Raw genomic sequence first — 17,360 nt, 5'->3', positions numbered from 1 at the left:
TCCGATTCTAGTTTGAAACAACTGACTTGTTACATTTTGAAACTCGCAAATGCTGTTTCGTCTACTATTTAGTTTTCAAAGACCAAGCCGCCGTGTTGCGACAGACTCAGCACCCTACCTGAACCGTTGCCGCCTGTCAAGATTTTCTTTCAAAAATTTTTCGAGGCATTTTGCAGTGACTCGATCCGGAGATCGCGCCCGAAGGACTGTCAGAACACCGCGAGGTGCTTCTGTGGCCCTTCTTCCTGCCGGCTCAATATTCGGTTGCAAAGAACGTCGTTGCTGCGAAGCTCAACCTTATAGCAAAGGCCGTTTCGGCTGTCAATGCTTTTTTCGTTGGCCGCCGCCGGACAAAGTGTCTTGTTCGTCAGCGGAGGGTGGTTATAGCAAATGGCTTCGACTGCGTCAACGGGTTTGTTGTTTGTTTTTGTTAACAGTGGCCGAAGCAGCAGCAAACGCTAAAGGTTTGGCCTTTTTGGTGGACACTGGTGGACCCAGTGGACACGGTGGACAATAGTGGACCGCGAAACTGACACAAACGAAAAAGGGCGATGCTTGCGCATCGCCCCCTCTTTATCGGTGTCGGCTTTTGAAACTTTAGGCAAATGATACTTTGGCAAAGCGGCGCTTGCCTACCTGTATGATGTACTCACCACTGCACGCTATCTCCAGGTTCTCATCGGAGATCTTCTCGCCGTTGATTTTGACACCGCCCCCCTGGATGGAACGACGCCCTTCGCTGTTGGACTTCACTAGCTGCGCCTCAGCCAGAACCCTGCACAGCAGAACCTTCTCCCCTTCAGCTTTCAGCGCAAACTCGGGCATCTCATCCGGGGTCTCGTTGTTCTTGAAGCGCTTGACGAAGTTCTCATCTGCCACAGTCGCGGCGTCCGCCCCGTGATAACGGGCAACCATCTCGCGGGCCAACTGCTTCTTGGCTTCCATCGGATGCACCGCCCCACTCTTCAGGTCGGCCTTCAGCTGCTCGAACTGGGCCATGGTCAGATCGCTCAGCAGTTCATAGTAACGAACCATCAACTCATCGGAGATGGACATAACCTTGCCGTAGATCTCGTCGGCGGGTTCGTTGATGCCGATGTAGTTGCCCAGGGACTTGCTCATCTTGTTCACGCCGTCCAAACCTTCGAGAAGCGGCATGGTGATGACGCACTGAGGAGCCTGCCCCCACTCCCTCTGCAGCTCACGCCCGACCAGCAGGTTGAACTTCTGGTCGGTACCGCCAAGCTCGACGTCGGCCTTGAGCGCCACGGAGTCGTATCCCTGCACCAGCGGGTACATGAACTCGTGAATGCTGATCGGCATCTGGTTGGAGAAGCGGTTGCTGAAGTCTTCGCGCTCGAGCATACGGGCGACGGTGTACTTGGAAGCAAGCCCGATCATGTCGGATGCGGTGAGCTTCCCCAGCCACTCGGAGTTGAACACGACCTTGGTGAGCTTGGGATCAAGGATCTTGAACACCTGCTCCTTGTAAGTCTCAGCGTTTTTCAGGACATCTTCGCGGGTCAGAACCTTGCGGGTCTCGGACTTGCCGGTGGGGTCACCGATCATACCGGTGAAGTCACCGATCAGAAAGTGCACCTCGTGGCCGAGTTTCTGGAATTGACGCATCTTGTGCAGCAGCACGGTGTGCCCCAGATGCAGGTCCGGCGCGGTCGGGTCAAAACCGGCCTTGATCTTGAGAGGCACGCCGGTCTTGGCGGATTTCTCGAGCTTCTCTACCAGCTCTTTCTCCACCAGGATCTCTACGGCGCCCCTCTTGATAATTTCCATCTGCTCTGCAACGGTCATCACTTTCCCTCCAGATTGTATTTCAAAAAACAGCCCTCACCCTGTCCCTCTCCCAGAGGGCGAGGGGACACGTTGATCACGTGCTCGGAGAGGCACCTGCGACCTAGCCGCAGGCGATGTTGATTCGCTCGATGTTCAGCGCGAGTCCACTCTTCTCATCAACCTCGATAACCACCGCGTTGATGCGGATGTCCTTCTTCGCCACCTCGAACTTGGACGGCCGCTGGGTGACAAACTTCAGGATAGCCTCTTCCTTCTTGACACCGATGACGGAGTCGAAAGATCCGGTCATCCCGGCATCGGTCATGTAGGCGGTGCCGGCAGTCAGGATGCGCTCGTCGGCGGTCTGCACATGGGTGTGGGTGCCGATGACCGCCGAAACCCTTCCGTCCAAGTACCAGCCCAGCGAGACCTTCTCGCTGGTGGCCTCGGCATGGAAGTCGACAAAGATGATGGGTGTCTCTTCCTTGAGCTTTGCGATCTCTTTGTCGGCACAACGGAAAGGACAGTCCAGGTTGTTCATGAAAACCCGGCCTTCCAGGTTCAGGATGCCGACCTTCACCCCGCCGGGGGTCTTGACGATGGTCGTCCCCTTGCCGGGAGTTCCCTCGGGATAGTTGGCCGGGCGCACGATGCGGTCCTCGCGCTTGATGTACTCCAGCGCGTCCTTCTTGTCCCAGATGTGGTTGCCGGAGGTGATCATCTGGACGCCGCACTTGAACAGGTCTCGCGCGGTCTCCTCGGTCAGCCCAAAGCCGCCGGCGGCGTTCTCGCCGTTGGCTATCACGAGATCGACCATGTGCCGGTCAACGATGCGGTGCAGCTCACGGGAGAGCGCCTCGCGACCGGGCTTGCCGATCACGTCCCCGATAAAGAGAAGCTTAACGGGCATATTCGGTTGCCCTGGTTTCCCTGATCACGTTGACCTTGATCTGGCCCGGGTAGGTCATCTCGGTCTCGATCTTCTTGGCGATGTCCTTGGCGAGGACCAGCGCGCGGTCATCGGTCACCTGGTCGCTGGATACCATGACGCGGATCTCGCGGCCGGCCTGGATGGCGAAGGAGGTCACGACACCGTCGAACGAAGTGGCAATCCTCTCCAGATCGTCCAGACGCTTCACGTAGGTTTCCATCATCTCGCGCCGTGCACCGGGGCGGGCGCCGGAAAGAGCGTCGGCCGCCTGGACCAGAACGGCGAGAACGGTGGCCGGCTTTTCGTCCTCATGGTGCGCCATGATGGCGTGGACGATCTTGGGCGACTCGCCGTACTTCTTGGCGATGTCCGCGCCGATGACCGCATGGGAGCCCTCGATCTCGTGGTCGACGGCCTTGCCGAGGTCATGCAGCAGACCCGCCCTTTTCGCCTGCTTCACATTGATGCCGAGTTCTGCAGCCATGATGCCGCAGAGGAATGCGACTTCCAGCGAGTGCTGGTAAACGTTTTGGCTGTAGGAGGTGCGGTACTTCAGACGCCCGATGAGCTTCAGGATCTCCGGGTGAATGCCGTGCACGCCCAGGTCGAAGGCGGCCTGCTCGCCGGCTTCCTTCATGGCCTGCTCGATCTCTTCCTGCGATTTCGCAACGACTTCCTCGATGCGGCCGGGATGGATCCTGCCGTCGGCGATGAGTTTCTGCAGCGACAGCTTGGCCACTTCCCTCCTGACCGGGTTGAAGCCGGAAAGGATGACCGCTTCCGGAGTGTCGTCGATGATCAGGTCGATGCCGGTGGCGGCTTCAAGAGCCCTGATGTTGCGCCCCTCGCGGCCGATGATGCGCCCCTTCATCTCGTCGGAGGGAAGAGTCACGACGGAGACGCTGCGCTCGGCGACGTACTCGCCCGCATAACGCTGCATTGCCAGGGCCAAGACTTCCTTGGCCTTCTTGTCGGCGGTTTCCCTGGCCTCCTCCTCCATCGCCTTGATCAGCTTGGCGACGTCGAGTTTCGCCTCGTCTTCCATGGAGTCCATCAGGAACTTCTTGGCCTCGGCGGCGGTCATGCCGGCGATCTGCTCCAGCTTCGCCTTCTGCTCACCCACCAGAGCGTCCAGCTTCTCTTCCTTCTGGGTGAGCCCCTGCTCCTTGTTGGACAGAGACTGCTCGCGCTGCGCCAGCCCCTGCTCCCTCTTCAGGAAGTCGGCATCACGCTGGTCGAACAGGTTGGTCTTCTTGTCGAGGTTTTCTTCTTTCTGCTGCAGCCTCTTCTCCAGGGCCTGCAGGTCGCGACGCTTCTCGCGGCTCTCTTGTTCAAATTGCCTTTCCAGCTCTTCCTTTGCCTGGTAAACCACGTCCTTGGCCTGGACGGCGGCCTCCATGGCCACGACCTCAGCCTGGCGCTTGGCATCCTCGATCATCTTGGCGGCCAGCGTCTCCGCATTGGTCACCAGCGAATCCGAGAGTTTCTTGCGCAGGACGTTGCCTATCACGTACCCGATGGCGGCCGCGACAAGCACTAGCAAAATGGCAATAGTTATGTCGACTTTCACGGTTGCTCCCCCTCACATATATGTTTATTAACGCGAACCACCCGACTCTCGGTGACGATCAAGTCCATCGTCACGTCGTGCGGCTCGCCGGCTATCTCCTGAAGCAGTTGGAAGTCGTAGCAAAACGCCACCAGCTTCCCGCTTCCTTCCAGACGGTGCAAAGAGCGGTCATAGTACCCCTTGCCGTAACCTATGCGGCGCCCGCACAGGTCGAAGGCCACCCCGGGCACCACGATGAGGTCCGCTTCCGCCGGATCGCATCCCTCGCCTTCAGGCTCCGGGATGCCGTACCTGCCGGGGGCGAGCTCGGTGAGAGCCGCCACCTGGCAGAACTTCAAATCATTGCCCACAACCGCCGGGTACAGCAGCCGCTTGCCCGAGGCCAGGGCTGCGGCAGCAACCACTTCCGTATCGACTTCGTGGTGGATCGGCGCATAGAGCACCAGCGCCCTGGCGGCCTGATATTCGGGCAGATCCAGGAATCGCTGTTGCAGGGCCAAGCTCAGCGAGGCCACCTGCGGCTTGGACAGTTCGCGGCGTCGGGCAAGGGTCGCGGCTCTATGGGCACGCTTGGGCATAACGCTTTAATTCCGTGTTGGTTCAGAAGGTGGACGGCAAGGGCCGCCCTTCGAGACAGGTGCTCTGGTGGGGAGTGCTGATGGGGGTGACGGGTGTTGCGTTGACAGGTTTTGATAGAGTGGGCCGCGTTCAAATGAAGCGCCAAATTTGAACTTTATGTAAATGCAGCCATTAACCCCTGGACATGCTGCTTAACGTCTTTAGGCTACTATCAGCAAACGCGGAGAAACCACTTCTCCACGCAGGTTCTGGCAAAGCTTTGCAACCGTACAACCAATCAGCTATATGTTTAATCTCCCGCAAGAGACCTGAAACTCTAAAACTGTTGCCGGTCCAGCCGTTCAATCAGCCCCGCTACCCGCTCGCTGCAGGTGCGTTGCTCTTCTGCCATTTGCTTCCGGGCGTCCAGGCAGGCTTCTGCCAAATTCATCAACGCCAGGATTACTACCAGTTGGGTATCGCCACCACTGACCTTGGCTTCCGCCTCCGCCAGCTTTTCGTTGACCAGAGCCTCGACTTGCGCCACGTGCTCAGGTGTCGCAACACTCTTCACCTGGAGCTCTCGCCCCAGGACCCTGATGCTGTGCGTGGCGATCAAGCGGTCAGACCCCTTCCAACTTTTTCAGTATCGCATCTATGCGGGCCTTGAAACCGACCCGTTCTTCATGAAGCCGCGAATTCTCATTTTTCAGCCGATCGTTCTCGAGTTTCAACTCGCCAACGACATTAATTAGAGAATTTAGCCGCCCTTCTAGTTCATTAAACAGCTCATCACTCATTATTGCACCTTTTGCGGCAAAATCATATGCGATAAGTACCCAAAAGTCAAGGCTATCATTGGAAAAGCGCGTCTACAAACTGGACCGGATCGAAGGCCCGTAGGTCCTCTACGGACTCCCCCACGCCAATGAATCTGACAGGCAGAGCGTATTCATGACAAACCGCAACGACGATGCCACCTTTGGCGCTGCCATCGAGCTTGGTCAGCACCACGCCGGTAACGTCGGCGGCCTCCTTGAACAGCTTCGCCTGGGAGAGCGCGTTTTGCCCGGTGGCCGCGTCCAGCACCAGCAGGGTTTCATGCGGACCGTCCGGAATTTCACGGGTCAGCACCCGGCGGATCTTCTTCATCTCCTCCATGAGGTTGACCTTGGTATGCATCCGGCCTGCGGTATCGATGATGAGGACATCGGTCCCGCGCGCGATGGCGGCCTTGCAGGCGTCGAAGACGACGGCGGAGGGGTCGGCCCCTTCCTTGTGCCGCACGATGTCAGCGCCCACGCGCTTGGCCCAGGTCTCCAACTGTTCAGCGGCGGCGGCCCGGAAGGTGTCGGCTGCGGCCAGCAGCACCTTCTTCCCTTCCCCTGCGTAGCGGGCGGCCAGCTTGCCAATGGTGGTGGTTTTGCCGACGCCGTTGACCCCGATCACCATGATGACGAAGGGCTTCTTGTCGGTGACCACCAGCGGTGCATGGTGCTCCAGGAGGCGCAGCTGGATCTCTTCCTTCAAAGCCCTCTTCAGGGCGGCGCCATCCTGAAGTTCATCGCGCTTGAGGCGCTGTTCGAGGGTGCGGATCAGGTCGACCGTGGTCTTGACGCCTAGGTCGGCGGTGATCAGGATCTCCTCAAGCTCCTCGAGAGTATCGGTATCGATCTGCTTTTTGCCCAGCAACAGGGTGTCCACCCGGCCGATGATGGTCTCGTGGGTCTTGCTCAGGCTGCGCTTGAGGCGATCGAAGAAGCTGGGCTTGGCCTGCTCGACGGGTTCGGATACCGGGGCCGGCGCCGGCGCGGCGGGCTCGGTCCAGACTTGACGCGGTGCGGGGGCGGAAGGTTCGGGGACAGAGGCGGGGGTGACGACAGGCTGTGCAGACTGCGCCTGTGCGGGAGGCGCGGAAACGGGCGGCTGCAGAGGCGCTGCTGCCTCCTGCTGCTTTTCCTCCCGCCGCTCCTGCTGCTCCTGTTCTTCGACAGATTGCTCGCCGGCGGTCTCGGCAGGCTCCTCGGCGCCACCGATACCGAGCTTTTTGAAAAGACCTTTGAAAAATCCTTTGTTTTCCTCGGCCATCAATAAATCTCCTTATGCAAAAGCTGCGCGGTGTCCCGGAATTTCTTCAGGGCCAGCAGCGGCAGTGCATTGCGGTCCATGGTCATTACCAAGGCATAGTCCTCGCCGATGGCGCCCACAATGACGTATTGCTCGTCAGTACTGATGACGGTTTCCTGCACGGAGCCGGTAGCAAACTTCTCGTGCAGCCCCTTGAGCTGGGTGAGCAGGATGCCCCAGTGAGCGGCCGTGACCTTCATCTCGAAGGGGTCGCCATGGGAAAACTGCTCGACGGCTTCCCCTTCCCAGTCAGCCAGAATGGCACCATTGCCACCGGGCACGGATTCAACCAGTGTAGTCAACAGTCTCTTGAACGGCACGTCAAGCTCCTACGGTGAAAATATAACGGCATGGGGGTGGCGGCAGCTCAACCCGGCACACTCATCCCAGTTCAGCATTGCAAGTGACGGCAAAGCCCTCACCCCCGCCCCTCTCCCGGAGGGCGAGGGGAGAAATTCTCCTAACGGTTCAGGCGCACCGACACCAGCTTGGAAACGCCGGGCTCTTCCATGGTGACGCCGTACAGGGTGTCGGCAACGGCCATGGTGGCGCGGTTGTGCGTGATGATGATGAACTGGGAGTTGGCGCTCATCTCACGCACCATGTCGTTGAACCGGCCGATGTTGGCGTCGTCGAGCGGCGCGTCGACCTCGTCAAGAAGACAGAACGGCGAAGGCTTGATCAGGAAGATGGAGAAGATGAGCGCAACGGCGGTGAGCGCCTTCTCGCCACCGGACAGCAGCGACACATTCTGCAGCTTCTTGCCCGGGGGCTGCACCACGATCTCCAGACCGGTGTTGAGGAGATCCTCTTCGTCGGTCAGGCGCAGTTCGGCGTGACCGCCGCAGAACAGGCGCGGGAAGATCTGCTGGAACTTCTCGTTCACCATCTGGAAGGTCTCCAGGAAGCGCTTCCTCGTGGTGCGGTTGATGCGCTGAATCGCCTTCTGCAGGGCGTTCATCGACTCCTCGAGATCGTCCTTTTGGCTGGAGAGGAAGGAGAAACGCTCCTCCATCTCCTTGAACTCCTCGATCGCCATCAGGTTCACTTCGCCCATCTCGTTGATGGTCTTCTGCAGCTCGGCCTGGCGCTTGGTACTTTCAACCTCGTCCCACTCCACCTTGGAGTAGTTGAGCAGCGCGTCGGCGATCTCCATGCGGTGCTTTTCCTTGAGGGTTTCCTCCAGGTGGGCAAGCCGCATGCTCACCTCGGTGAGACGGAGACTTTTGGCGTTCAGCTGTTCCCTCACGGTGACGGCATCAGCACGCATGCCTTTCAGCAGCGCCTCTTCCTCCTGCACCTTGGCGGCTTCGGTCTCGTACCGATCCTTCACCTGCAAGAGGGCCTGCTCGCTGGCCAGCTGCTGCTTGACCACTGCGCGCAGCGCCTCTTCCCCTTCCGCAATGGCGGCCAAGAGCCGGGTACGCTCGTCGCCGGAACCTTCGAGCTCCCTGGTGCGGGAGGCGATGCGGTTGGCGAGGTCGGTGCAGAGCCCTTCGACGCGGCGCAGCGCACGCTCGGTGGACTCCCCTTTCTCCCTGAGCGCAGCGACACGCACCTTCATTGAGGTGACCATCTCGCGCGCCTCTTCCATTTCGAAGCGGGATCCCTCCAGGCGCCCTTGCAGTGCTTCAACGGTCTTTTCCAGGGCCGCCTTGCGCTCCTCGGCCTGGGCCCTTTTTACATCGGCCTGGGCCAACTCGCCGGAGACCAGGGCCTGTTCCTCGGCCAACTGCTCTTCCTCGGCCTCGCGGACGGCACCATTCTCCTCGATACGGCGACACTCGGACAGCGCAGTCTGCAGGTCCTTGTCCGCGTTCACGATCCGGATGTCGAGGCGATGCAGGGTCTGGCGCAGCTCCACGCGGTGCGCCTCTGCCTCGGCGATGTCCCCTCTCCTCTTCTCGCGCTTATCGGCCAGTTCCTGCACCTCGGCTTCGAGACGCTCGACCTCGGCTCCCAGCGACTTGATCTCCCGCTTTTTGTGGATGATCCCCTGCTGGGCGGGCTCGGCCGAACCACCATTGACGATACCGCCACCATGAGCCAGATCGCCTTCCAGGGTGACGAAGGTGGAGGCTGGGAAGGACGCGGCAAGGTCAAGCGCGTGATTGAGGTCGCGGGCCAAGTAGGCGCCGGCAAGAAGCGGCTCGACCAGATGGGCGTGCTGTTTGGGCACGGTGACCCGCTCCCAAAGCGGAGCTGCCCCCGGCGGGATCTCCTTGGCCTGCTGGCGCCAGGGGGGCGCGGTCACGAAGCTGCAGCGGCCGCCGGCGCTCCCCTTGAGATGGGCAACGGCGTCCAGCGCGGTGGCGGAAGATTCGCAGAGCAGGTACTGCAAGCGGTCACCGAGGACGGCCTCCAGGGCCACCTCGAATTCCTCCTCCACCTCGAGTGCATCCGCGATCATGGTGAGGGAGGCGTTTTTGAAAGGCTCGGCGAGGAGCAGGTTGCGCACGCCCTGGCCGTACCCGGCGAACTGCGCCTCCAACTCCTGGAGCGACTTCAGGCGGGATGCGGCGGCCGACAGCTGGTCGCGGCGCTGCTGCAGCAGCTTGTCGCCGGCCTCCTGCGCCTGCTTCAGCTCGGCTTCACGGCTCCCTGCCATGGTCAACTCTTCGTCCGCCAGCGCCTTGTCCCGGGCTAACTGCTCGCGCTCCTGCTTGAGGGCATCCACCTTGGCGTTGGCCTCGAAAAGCCGCTCACCCAAGAGGACACGCTCTCTCTGGCTGGCCTGCAGCCGATCGGCGAGGCCGGCCAGCCGTTTCTGCGCGGCGGCGTGCTGGTTGGCGGCCTGCGCCCCCTCGGATAGGGCGGCGAACATGGCGCGCCTGGTCTCGTCCAGTTCGCGGGTTACGCCTGCCTCGCCGGCAGCCATTTCCTCCAGGAGCGACTCGCGGTATTCGAGCGATTCGCTCTCGCGGGCCAGGTCTTCTTGCAGCGAGACGCGCTGTGCCTGCAGGGTCCCGATCTCTTTCTCAGAGTTCGCCAACTGGTCGCGCAGTCCCTGGAGTTCCTCCTCGAAACGGGCGCCGTGGCGCTCCAGGTTGACCAGTTCCTTGCGCTGGAATTCGAGGCGGTTTTCTCCCCCCTGCAGTTCGCTCTTCCAGCGGAAGATCTCTTCCTGGGCGGCGGTGAGCTGGCGCTCGGTCTCCAACAGGGCAAGCCGCTTCTCCTCGACGGAGAGTTCGGCATCGTTGAGCTTCGCGGTCACGTCCACGAGCTTCGACTCGAGCTCCGTGATCTCGCGTTCCAGGCCGTTGCGCTCTTTCTCTACCCCCGCGTATCCCTTGGCGGCGAAGAGGAGTTCGATCTCCTTGAGCTCCTGCCTGACTTCGCGGAAGCGCTCCGCCTTCTTGGCCTGGCGCTGCAGGCCGTTCATCTGCCGTTTGATCTCGGAGATGATGTCGCCGATGCGCAGGAGGTTCTGGCGGGTCGCCTCCATCTTCTTCATGGCGACGACCTTGCGCGCCTTGAACTTGGTGACCCCGGCGGCCTCCTCGATCAGGAAGCGGCGCTCCTCGGGCTTGGCGTGCAGGATCATGCCGATCTTGCCCTGCTCGATGATCGAGTAGGCCTTGGCGCCGATGCCGGTATCCATGAACAGCTCGGCGATGTCGAGCAGACGGCAGGGGGTCTTGTTCAGAAGGTAATCGCTCTCGCCGTCACGGTAGAGGCGGCGGGTGACCTGGATCTCGGAGAAGTTGAGGTATTTCGCGGGGACGCGGCCGTCCTCGGTGGAGAAGAAGAGGGAAACTTCAGCCATGCCCAAAGGTTTGCGGAACTCGGTGCCGTTGAAGATGATGTCTTCCATCGACTTGCCGCGCAGGTTTTTGGCGGACTGCTCCCCCATGACCCAGCGGATCGCGTCGACCACGTTGGACTTGCCGCAACCGTTGGGACCAACCACGCCGGTGATGGGCTGGTTGAAGTCCAGAACGGCCTTATCTTGAAAGGATTTGAATCCGTGGATTTCGAGTCTTTTGATTTTCATGAGCAGCGCATCTTATCAGAGAGGGGGTTTTAATGTAAAGGGGAAAGGCGGGTGGGACGGGGACGCTGGGGCTCGGACAACGGAGTGGACAACGGAGTGGACAACGGAGTGGACAACGGAGTGGACAACGGAGTGGACAGAGGAGTGGACAGAGGAGTGGACAGAGGAGTGGACAGAGGAGTGGACAGAGGAGTGGACAGAGGAGTGGACAGAGGAGTGGACGGAGGAGTGAGCGGAGGAGTGAGCGGAGGAGTGGGCGGAGGAGTGGGCGGAGGAGTGGGCGGAGGAGTGGGCGGAGGAGTGGGCGGAGGAGTGGGCGGAGGAGTGGGCGGAGGAGTGGGCGGAGGCGATGGCCCAAGCGCGAACAAAAAAAGGGACACGGTTTTCCGTGTCCCTTTTTCATTCTTTGCAACCGGAAGCAATTACGCCTCGGTCTTCTCCTCGGTGGCCTCGGCTGCCGGTGCTTCTGCTACCGGTGCCTCTTCCACAACCGCGGCTTCTTCAGCAGCCGGAGCTGCCTCGACTGCCGGAGCAGCCTTCGGAGCTTTGGCGGCTTTGGGAGCCTTGGCAGCCGGCTTGGCGGCTTTCTTCGGAGTCATTTCAGCTTCAACCAGCTCGATCACGGACACCGGAGCGGTGTCGCCCGGGCGAATGCCGAGCTTGATGATCCTGGTGTAGCCGCCGGGACGCTCTGCGTAACGCGGTGCGATCTCGGTGAAAAGCTTGGTCACGACTTTCTTGTCGCGGATGTAGGCCGCTGCCTGCCTGGTGGCGTGAAGGTCGCCCTTCTTGCCCAGGGTGATCATCTTCTCGGCGATGGAGCGAAGCTCTTTTGCCTTGGCATCGGTCGTGGTGATCTTTTCGTGCTGGAGAAAGGAAGTCACCATGTTCCTGAACATAGCGATCCTATGGCTTGTGGTCCTACCTAATCTTCTACCCGCGCTGTTGTGACGCATATCTTTTCACTTCCTTTCGATCTATAAATGAAGTCGTATGGACTATTCTTCTTTCTGCTCGCCGCGCAGACGCCTCATGATCTCGGGATCCGGGAAGTTTTCCAGTTTCATGCCGAGGGTGAGGCCCATGTCGACCAGGATGTCCTTGATTTCGTTCAGCGATTTCCTGCCGAAGTTCTGGGTCTTCAGCATCTCTGCCTCGGTCCTGGAGACCAGCTCGCCGATCAGCTTGATGCCGGCGTTCTTCAGGCAGTTGGCGGAGCGAACCGAGAGCTCCAGCTCGTCGACCGAGCGGTAGAGGTTCTCGTTGAAGCGCTCGCGCTCCTCTTCCGGCTCCGCCTCCTCCTGGGGCTCCACGTCTTCGTCGAAGTTGATGAAGATGGAGAGCTGGTCCTTGAGGATCTTGGAAGCGTAGGCCACCGCGTCCTGCGGTTTCACGCTGCCGTCGGTCCAGACTTCGATAGTAAGCTTGTCGTAGTCGGTGATCTGACCTACACGAGCGTTGGTGACGGTGAAGTTCACCTTGTGAATCGGGGAGAAGATCGCGTCGATCGGGATGGTCCCGACCGGTGCCTTCTCGTCACGGTTGCGGTCAGCCGGGACGTAACCCTTGCCGACTTTCACCATGAGGTCCATCTCCAGGTTGGCGTCCTTGGAGCAGGTTGCGATGTGATGTTCCGGGTTCAGGATCTCGACGTTGTTGTCGGTGATGATATCCTTCGCCTTGACCACCCCTTCACCCTTCTGCACGATCCGGATCATCCGGGACTCGTTGCCGTGCACCTTGAGGCGCACCCCTTTCAGGTTGAGGATGATATCCGTCATGTCCTCGGTAACGCCCGGGACAGCGGAGAATTCGTGCAGCACGCCCTTGGCCTTGACGGAGACGATGGCCGCCCCCTGCAGGCTGGAGATGAGGACCCTACGCAGCCCCGTTCCCAGGGTGGTACCGAACCCCCTTTCGAAAGGCTCGGCGTAGAACTTGCCGTATGTATTAGTCAGCGATTCTGTCTCAACCTGAAGCTTCTTCGGCCTGATCAGATCGCGCCAATTTCTATACATTTAGATCCCCCTGTATCGGTTGTTGGTCAGCCTTTACTTGGAGTAGAGCTCGACGATCAACTGCTCCTGAATCGGCATGGTGATGTCTTCGCGCACCGGGCTGGTCTTGACGGTGCCTTTGAAGGCGTCCTTGTCCAGCTCGAGCCACTGCGGGATACCGCGGCGAACCACGGCCTCGAGGGACTCGGTGATGACAGCGATCTTGCGGCTCTTCTCACGCAGCTGGATCACATCGCCCGCCTTCACCTGGATGGAGGGGATGTTAGCCTTACGCCCGTTCAGGGTGAAGTGGCTGTGACGTACCAGCTGACGTGCCTCGTCGCGCGAAGCGGCGAAACCGAGACGGTAGACGACGTTGTCGAGCCTTCTCTCCAGGAGGAAGAGGAGGTTTTCGCCGGTCACACCTTTCATCCGGTCTGCGGTCTCGAAGTACCCGCGGAACTGGTTCTCGAGGATGCCGTAGATACGACGTACCTTCTGTTTTTCGCGCAGCTGAACACCGTAATCAGAAACTTTTATGCGACCCTGCCCGTGCTGTCCCGGCGGATAGCTCCTTCTCTTGATGGCGCATTTGTCGGTGTAGCAACGCTCGCCTTTAAGAAAAAGTTCCGATCCTTCGCGCCTGCACAGCCTGCATGAGGGCCCTGTATACCTAGCCAATGAAGACCTCCTATGATCCTAACTGATAGTTCCGTAACGCCAGGTCCGTCGATACGGTCCTAGACTCTTCTTCTCTTCGGGGGACGGCAGCCGTTGTGCGGAATCGGCGTTACGTCGCGGATGAAGCTGACGGCGAAGCCGGCAGCCTGCAGTGCGCGCAGCGCGGACTCGCGGCCGGAGCCGGGGCCCTTCACGTACACTTCGATGGTGCGCATGCCGTGCTCCTGGGCCTTCTTGGCGGCATCCTCGGCAGCCATCTGGGCTGCGAACGGGGTGCTCTTCCTGGAGCCCTTGAAGCCCTTGGCACCGGAGGTGCACCAGGCAACCACGTTACCGACCGGGTCGGTGATGGTGATCATGGTATTGTTGAACGTAGCCTGGATGTGCGCCACGCCAGTGGGAATATTCTTTCTCTCTTTTTTCTTCTTAACGACCTTCTTAGCCGGGCTCGCCATTATCCCTCCAGAATCTTATTTCTTCTTGCCAGCGACCGTACGAGCCGGCCCTTTCCTGGTGCGTGCATTGGTCTTGGTACGCTGCCCGCGGCAGGGAAGACCTTTCCTGTGACGAAGACCACGGTAGCAGCCGAGATCCATGAGGCGCTTGATGCTCATGGAGATGTCGCGGCGCAGGTCGCCTTCGACCTTCACGTTCTTATCGATATACTCCCTGATCTTCGAGACTTCCGCCTCGGTCAGGTTGTCGCAACGGGTGTTCATGTCCACGCCGGTTGCCGTAAGAATTTCCTGGGAGAGAGACCTGCCGATGCCGTAGATGTAGGTCAGTGCGATCTCTATTCTCTTATTCCTGGGTAAATCTACCCCTGCGATACGTGCCAATGCCAGCTCCTCCTATTAGCCCTGTCTCTGTGAATGCTTGGGGGTCTCGCAGATGACGCGGACTATGCCCTTGCGCTTGACAATCTTGCACTTTACACAGATCTTCTTAACCGATGCCCGAACCTTCATAGTTCACTTCCTTTTGAAGACGTTTTGCCAATCTAGATTTTCGTAAGTATCAGCGGACCGTTATCCGTTATTGCTACCGTGTGCTCGAAGTGCGCCGAGAGTCCGCCGTCGACGGTAACCGCCGTCCAGCCGTCCTCCAGCACCTTCACGTCGTACCCCTTCTCGTTGATCATCGGCTCGATGGCGAGCACCATGCCGCTTTTCAGCTTGGGGCCCTTGCCCGGGGCGCCGAAGTTCGGGATCTGGGGTCCCTCGTGCAGCTCTTTGCCGATGCCGTGCCCCACGAAGTCGCGCACTACCGAGAAGCCGCGCGCCTCGACGTGAGACTGGACCGCGTGGGCGATGTCCGACAGCCGGTGCGCGGTGTCGGCAACATCGATGGCGCGGTAGAGAGACTCTTCGGTGGCCTTGATCAGCCTGGCCGCGGTCTCGGAGACCAGGCCAACGGGAACCGTGATGGCGGAGTCGCCGTAGAACCCGTTGTGCAGGACGCCGAAGTCGAGGCTGACGATGTCCCCTTCGACCAGGGCGCGCTGCGTGGCGAAGCCGTGTACCACCTGCTCGTTCACCGAGCAACAAAGCGAAAAGGGGAAGCCGCTGTAACCCTTGAAGGCTGGCTTCGCCTTCCTCTTCAGCGTTTCCCTCTCGGCATATGCGTCCAGCTGTGCCAGGGTTACCCCCGGAGCGACCATCTCTCTCAGGCCGGCGAGTATCTCGGCGACCATCCTGCCGGCGGCCGCCATCTTCTCGATCTCGGCCCGGGATTTGAGTACTATCACTGCGCGCCCTGCAGGATGGCGACGATCTCGGCCTGGATCCCTTCCACGCTCCCGAGACCGTTGACCGAACGGAGCAGCCCGGCACCCTGGTAGTAGGAGATGAGCGGCGAGGTCTGCGCCTCGTACACCGCGAGCCGGTTCAGGATGGTCTCTTCCTTGTCGTCCTCGCGCTGGAACAGCTCACCGCCGCAGGCGTCGCAGATACCTGCAACCTTGGACGGTGCGAAGTCGACGTGGTAGCCGGCGCCGCATTTCGAGCAGGCGCGCCTGCCGGTGAGACGCTTCAGAAGCTCGTCCTTGTCCACGGAAAGAGAAACCACGTGGTCGATCTTCTTGCCAATGCCGGTGAGCACCTGGGAGAGCGCGTCGGCCTGGGGCACGGTGCGCGGGAAACCATCCAGGATGAACCCCTTCTGGCAGTCCGGCTGCGCCAGACGCTCTTCCACGATGCCTATGACGACCTCGTCGGGAACCAGCGCGCCGGAGTCCATAAACCCCTTGGCCTTGATCCCCATCGGGGTGAGCTCTTTAACGGCAGCCCGCAGTATATCGCCTGTCGATATCTGCGGGATACCAAACCTGTCTATGAGGAGTTTCGCCTGGGTCCCCTTGCCTACGCCCGGGGGTCCAAGGAGGATGAGGTTCATCGGGGCCTCCTATTTTCTACCCTGGATGCGAACGCCTTTCATGAACCCTTCGTAGCTGCGCGTAATCAGGTGCGCCTCGATCTGGGCCAGGGTGTCCATGCCGACACCGACCGCGATCAGCAACGACGTGCCGCCGAAGTAGAAGGGAAGATTAAACTTCCCGATCAGGATCGAGGGGAGCACACAGACCGCGGAGATGTAAATCGCACCCGCGAAGGTCAGCTTGGTGAGCACCGCGTCGAGGAAGTCGGAGGTTTCCTTGCCGGGACGGATCCCGGGCACGTAACCACCCTGCTTCTTCACGTTGTCGGCGACGTCAACCGGGTTGAAAGTCACAGCCGTGTAGAAATAGCAAAAAAAGACGATAAAGGCAACAAATAAAATCTCGTAGAGCAACTTTCCGGGAGCCAGCTGCTTCGATGCCGCCTGCACCCAGGGGACGTCGATGAAGTTGCCGACCGTGGCCGGGAACATGATGATCGACGAGGCGAAGATCGGCGGGATGACCCCGGCCATGTTCACCTTGAGGGGCAGGTGCGAGCTCTGCGCACCGACCGTCTTCAGCCCCACCACGCGCTTGGCGTAGTGGATCGGGATCCTGCGCTGGCCGCGCTCCATGAAGACCACGGCGGCGATGACCAGGAACATCACGGCGATCACCAGCAGCAGCACGAACAGGGAGAGTTCGCCCGTCTTGATGAGACGGAAGCTGTTGCCGATCGCGTTCGGGATGCGGGCCACTATGCCGGCGAAGATGATCAGGGAGATGCCGTTGCCGATCCCCTTCTCGGACATCTGTTCACCCAGCCACATGATGAAGGCGGTGCCCGCGGTCAGCGTGATCACCGTCATCAGGCGGAAGCTCCAGCCCGGGTTCGGAACCACCAGCTCGCCGGCCGGTCCGCGCATCGCTTCGAGGCCGATGGAGATGCCGAAGGACTGCACCACCGACAGCACCACGGTGCCGTAGCGGGTGTACTGGATGATCTTCTTCCTGCCGGCGTCACCCTCCTTGGAGAGTTTCTCGATGGCCGGAACCACCACGGTCAGCAGCTGGAAGATGATGGAGGAGGAGATGTACGGCATGATGCCGAGGGCGAAGACGGTGAGCTTCTCGAGAGCCCCGCCAGAAAACATGTCGAACATACCGAGCAGCGTGCCCTGGGCAGCCTTGAAGAACTGCGCGAGGGCCTGGGCGTCGATGCCCGGAGTAGGGATGTGACACCCTACCCGGTAGACGGCCAGCATGGCCAGCGAAAAGAGAACCTTCTTTTTAAGCTCGGGGATCTTGAAAATGTTCTGGAAGGCTTCTATCAA

Annotated in this window: 18 protein-coding genes; all 18 read right to left on the bottom strand. The window is 60.2% G+C overall.

The features are described from left to right. Window positions 1-597: 597 nt before the first annotated feature. Window positions 598-1,809 (bottom strand): tyrosine--tRNA ligase, encoded by a 1,212-nt coding sequence (tyrS, locus tag H7687_RS20850; RefSeq protein ID WP_183351026.1) that lies wholly within the window; start codon window positions 1,807-1,809, stop codon window positions 598-600. Between the two features lie 103 nt (window positions 1,810-1,912). Beyond that, on the bottom strand, window positions 1,913-2,701 hold the full coding sequence (locus H7687_RS20845; RefSeq protein ID WP_183351023.1) for a TIGR00282 family metallophosphoesterase: 789 nt from the start codon (window positions 2,699-2,701) through the stop codon (window positions 1,913-1,915). Beyond that, complete coding sequence (gene rny, locus H7687_RS20840) at window positions 2,691-4,280, bottom strand: ribonuclease Y (RefSeq protein ID WP_371877592.1); 1,590 nt, start codon at window positions 4,278-4,280, stop codon at window positions 2,691-2,693. The genes H7687_RS20845 and rny overlap by 11 nt, the downstream gene beginning before the upstream one ends. Window positions 4,281-4,288: 8 nt before the next feature. Continuing rightward, window positions 4,289-4,870, bottom strand: coding sequence for a 5-formyltetrahydrofolate cyclo-ligase (locus H7687_RS20835; RefSeq protein ID WP_183351019.1), 582 nt, complete (start codon window positions 4,868-4,870; stop codon window positions 4,289-4,291). 317 nt (window positions 4,871-5,187) lie between these two features. Then, window positions 5,188-5,469: a cell division protein ZapA gene (locus tag H7687_RS20830; protein ID WP_183351017.1), complete on the bottom strand. Its 282-nt coding sequence runs from the start codon at window positions 5,467-5,469 to the stop codon at window positions 5,188-5,190. 4 nt (window positions 5,470-5,473) lie between these two features. After that, complete coding sequence (locus H7687_RS20825; protein ID WP_183351015.1) at window positions 5,474-5,650, bottom strand: cell division protein ZapB; 177 nt, start codon at window positions 5,648-5,650, stop codon at window positions 5,474-5,476. Between the two features lie 55 nt (window positions 5,651-5,705). Beyond that, window positions 5,706-6,938 (bottom strand): signal recognition particle-docking protein FtsY, encoded by a 1,233-nt coding sequence (ftsY, locus tag H7687_RS20820; protein ID WP_183351013.1) that lies wholly within the window; start codon window positions 6,936-6,938, stop codon window positions 5,706-5,708. Beyond that, a complete protein-coding gene (locus tag H7687_RS20815) occupies window positions 6,938-7,297 on the bottom strand; it encodes a roadblock/LC7 domain-containing protein (RefSeq protein WP_183351011.1) in 360 nt (119 codons plus the stop codon). Before H7687_RS20815 ends, ftsY begins: the two co-directional genes overlap by 1 nt. A gap of 140 nt (window positions 7,298-7,437) precedes the next feature. After that, a complete protein-coding gene (gene smc / locus H7687_RS20810) occupies window positions 7,438-10,971 on the bottom strand; it encodes a chromosome segregation protein SMC (protein WP_183351009.1) in 3,534 nt (1,177 codons plus the stop codon). A gap of 422 nt (window positions 10,972-11,393) precedes the next feature. After that, entirely contained in the window at window positions 11,394-11,927 is a 534-nt protein-coding gene (gene rplQ / locus H7687_RS20805; protein WP_183351007.1) for a 50S ribosomal protein L17, read from the bottom strand. A 42-nt stretch (window positions 11,928-11,969) separates the two neighbouring features. Further along, window positions 11,970-12,989: a DNA-directed RNA polymerase subunit alpha gene (locus H7687_RS20800; protein WP_129128519.1), complete on the bottom strand. Its 1,020-nt coding sequence runs from the start codon at window positions 12,987-12,989 to the stop codon at window positions 11,970-11,972. Between the two features lie 33 nt (window positions 12,990-13,022). After that, entirely contained in the window at window positions 13,023-13,649 is a 627-nt protein-coding gene (gene rpsD, locus H7687_RS20795) for a 30S ribosomal protein S4 (RefSeq protein ID WP_183351005.1), read from the bottom strand. A gap of 59 nt (window positions 13,650-13,708) precedes the next feature. Continuing rightward, window positions 13,709-14,104: a 30S ribosomal protein S11 gene (rpsK, locus tag H7687_RS20790; protein WP_183351003.1), complete on the bottom strand. Its 396-nt coding sequence runs from the start codon at window positions 14,102-14,104 to the stop codon at window positions 13,709-13,711. 15 nt (window positions 14,105-14,119) lie between these two features. After that, window positions 14,120-14,488: a 30S ribosomal protein S13 gene (gene rpsM / locus H7687_RS20785; protein WP_183351001.1), complete on the bottom strand. Its 369-nt coding sequence runs from the start codon at window positions 14,486-14,488 to the stop codon at window positions 14,120-14,122. A gap of 15 nt (window positions 14,489-14,503) precedes the next feature. Continuing rightward, entirely contained in the window at window positions 14,504-14,617 is a 114-nt protein-coding gene (gene rpmJ / locus H7687_RS20780; protein ID WP_012529389.1) for a 50S ribosomal protein L36, read from the bottom strand. 32 nt (window positions 14,618-14,649) lie between these two features. Continuing rightward, window positions 14,650-15,396, bottom strand: a complete 747-nt coding sequence (gene map, locus H7687_RS20775) for a type I methionyl aminopeptidase (protein ID WP_183350999.1) — start codon at window positions 15,394-15,396, stop codon at window positions 14,650-14,652. Then, a complete protein-coding gene (locus tag H7687_RS20770) occupies window positions 15,393-16,043 on the bottom strand; it encodes an adenylate kinase (RefSeq protein WP_183350998.1) in 651 nt (216 codons plus the stop codon). The genes map and H7687_RS20770 overlap by 4 nt, the downstream gene beginning before the upstream one ends. Before the next feature lie 9 nt (window positions 16,044-16,052). Next, window positions 16,053-17,360, bottom strand: coding sequence for a preprotein translocase subunit SecY (gene secY / locus H7687_RS20765; RefSeq protein WP_183350996.1), 1,308 nt, complete (start codon window positions 17,358-17,360; stop codon window positions 16,053-16,055).

Origin of the sequence: Geomonas paludis (assembly GCF_014193585.1) — a bacterium.
Lineage (GTDB): Bacteria > Desulfobacterota > Desulfuromonadia > Geobacterales > Geobacteraceae > Geomonas > Geomonas paludis.
The sequence above is the reverse complement of the archived record's forward strand: the minus strand, read 5'-3'. Positions and strand labels throughout refer to the sequence as shown.

What these genes read in the sequence shown, in the direction of transcription:
- smc (WP_183351009.1), bottom strand. Translation starts at nt 10,971, where the DNA reads ATGAAAATCAAAAGACTCGAAATCCACGGATTCAAATCCTTTCAAGAT.
- rpmJ (WP_012529389.1), bottom strand. Translation starts at nt 14,617, where the DNA reads ATGAAGGTTCGGGCATCGGTTAAGAAGATCTGTGTAAAGTGCAAGATT.
- H7687_RS20770 (WP_183350998.1), bottom strand. Translation starts at nt 16,043, where the DNA reads ATGAACCTCATCCTCCTTGGACCCCCGGGCGTAGGCAAGGGGACCCAG.
- tyrS (WP_183351026.1), bottom strand. Translation starts at nt 1,809, where the DNA reads ATGACCGTTGCAGAGCAGATGGAAATTATCAAGAGGGGCGCCGTAGAG.
- ftsY (WP_183351013.1), bottom strand. Translation starts at nt 6,938, where the DNA reads ATGGCCGAGGAAAACAAAGGATTTTTCAAAGGTCTTTTCAAAAAGCTC.
- rpsK (WP_183351003.1), bottom strand. Translation starts at nt 14,104, where the DNA reads ATGGCGAGCCCGGCTAAGAAGGTCGTTAAGAAGAAAAAAGAGAGAAAG.
- H7687_RS20845 (WP_183351023.1), bottom strand. Translation starts at nt 2,701, where the DNA reads ATGCCCGTTAAGCTTCTCTTTATCGGGGACGTGATCGGCAAGCCCGGT.
- H7687_RS20800 (WP_129128519.1), bottom strand. Translation starts at nt 12,989, where the DNA reads ATGTATAGAAATTGGCGCGATCTGATCAGGCCGAAGAAGCTTCAGGTT.
- rplQ (WP_183351007.1), bottom strand. Translation starts at nt 11,927, where the DNA reads ATGCGTCACAACAGCGCGGGTAGAAGATTAGGTAGGACCACAAGCCAT.
- H7687_RS20835 (WP_183351019.1), bottom strand. Translation starts at nt 4,870, where the DNA reads ATGCCCAAGCGTGCCCATAGAGCCGCGACCCTTGCCCGACGCCGCGAA.
- H7687_RS20825 (WP_183351015.1), bottom strand. Translation starts at nt 5,650, where the DNA reads ATGAGTGATGAGCTGTTTAATGAACTAGAAGGGCGGCTAAATTCTCTA.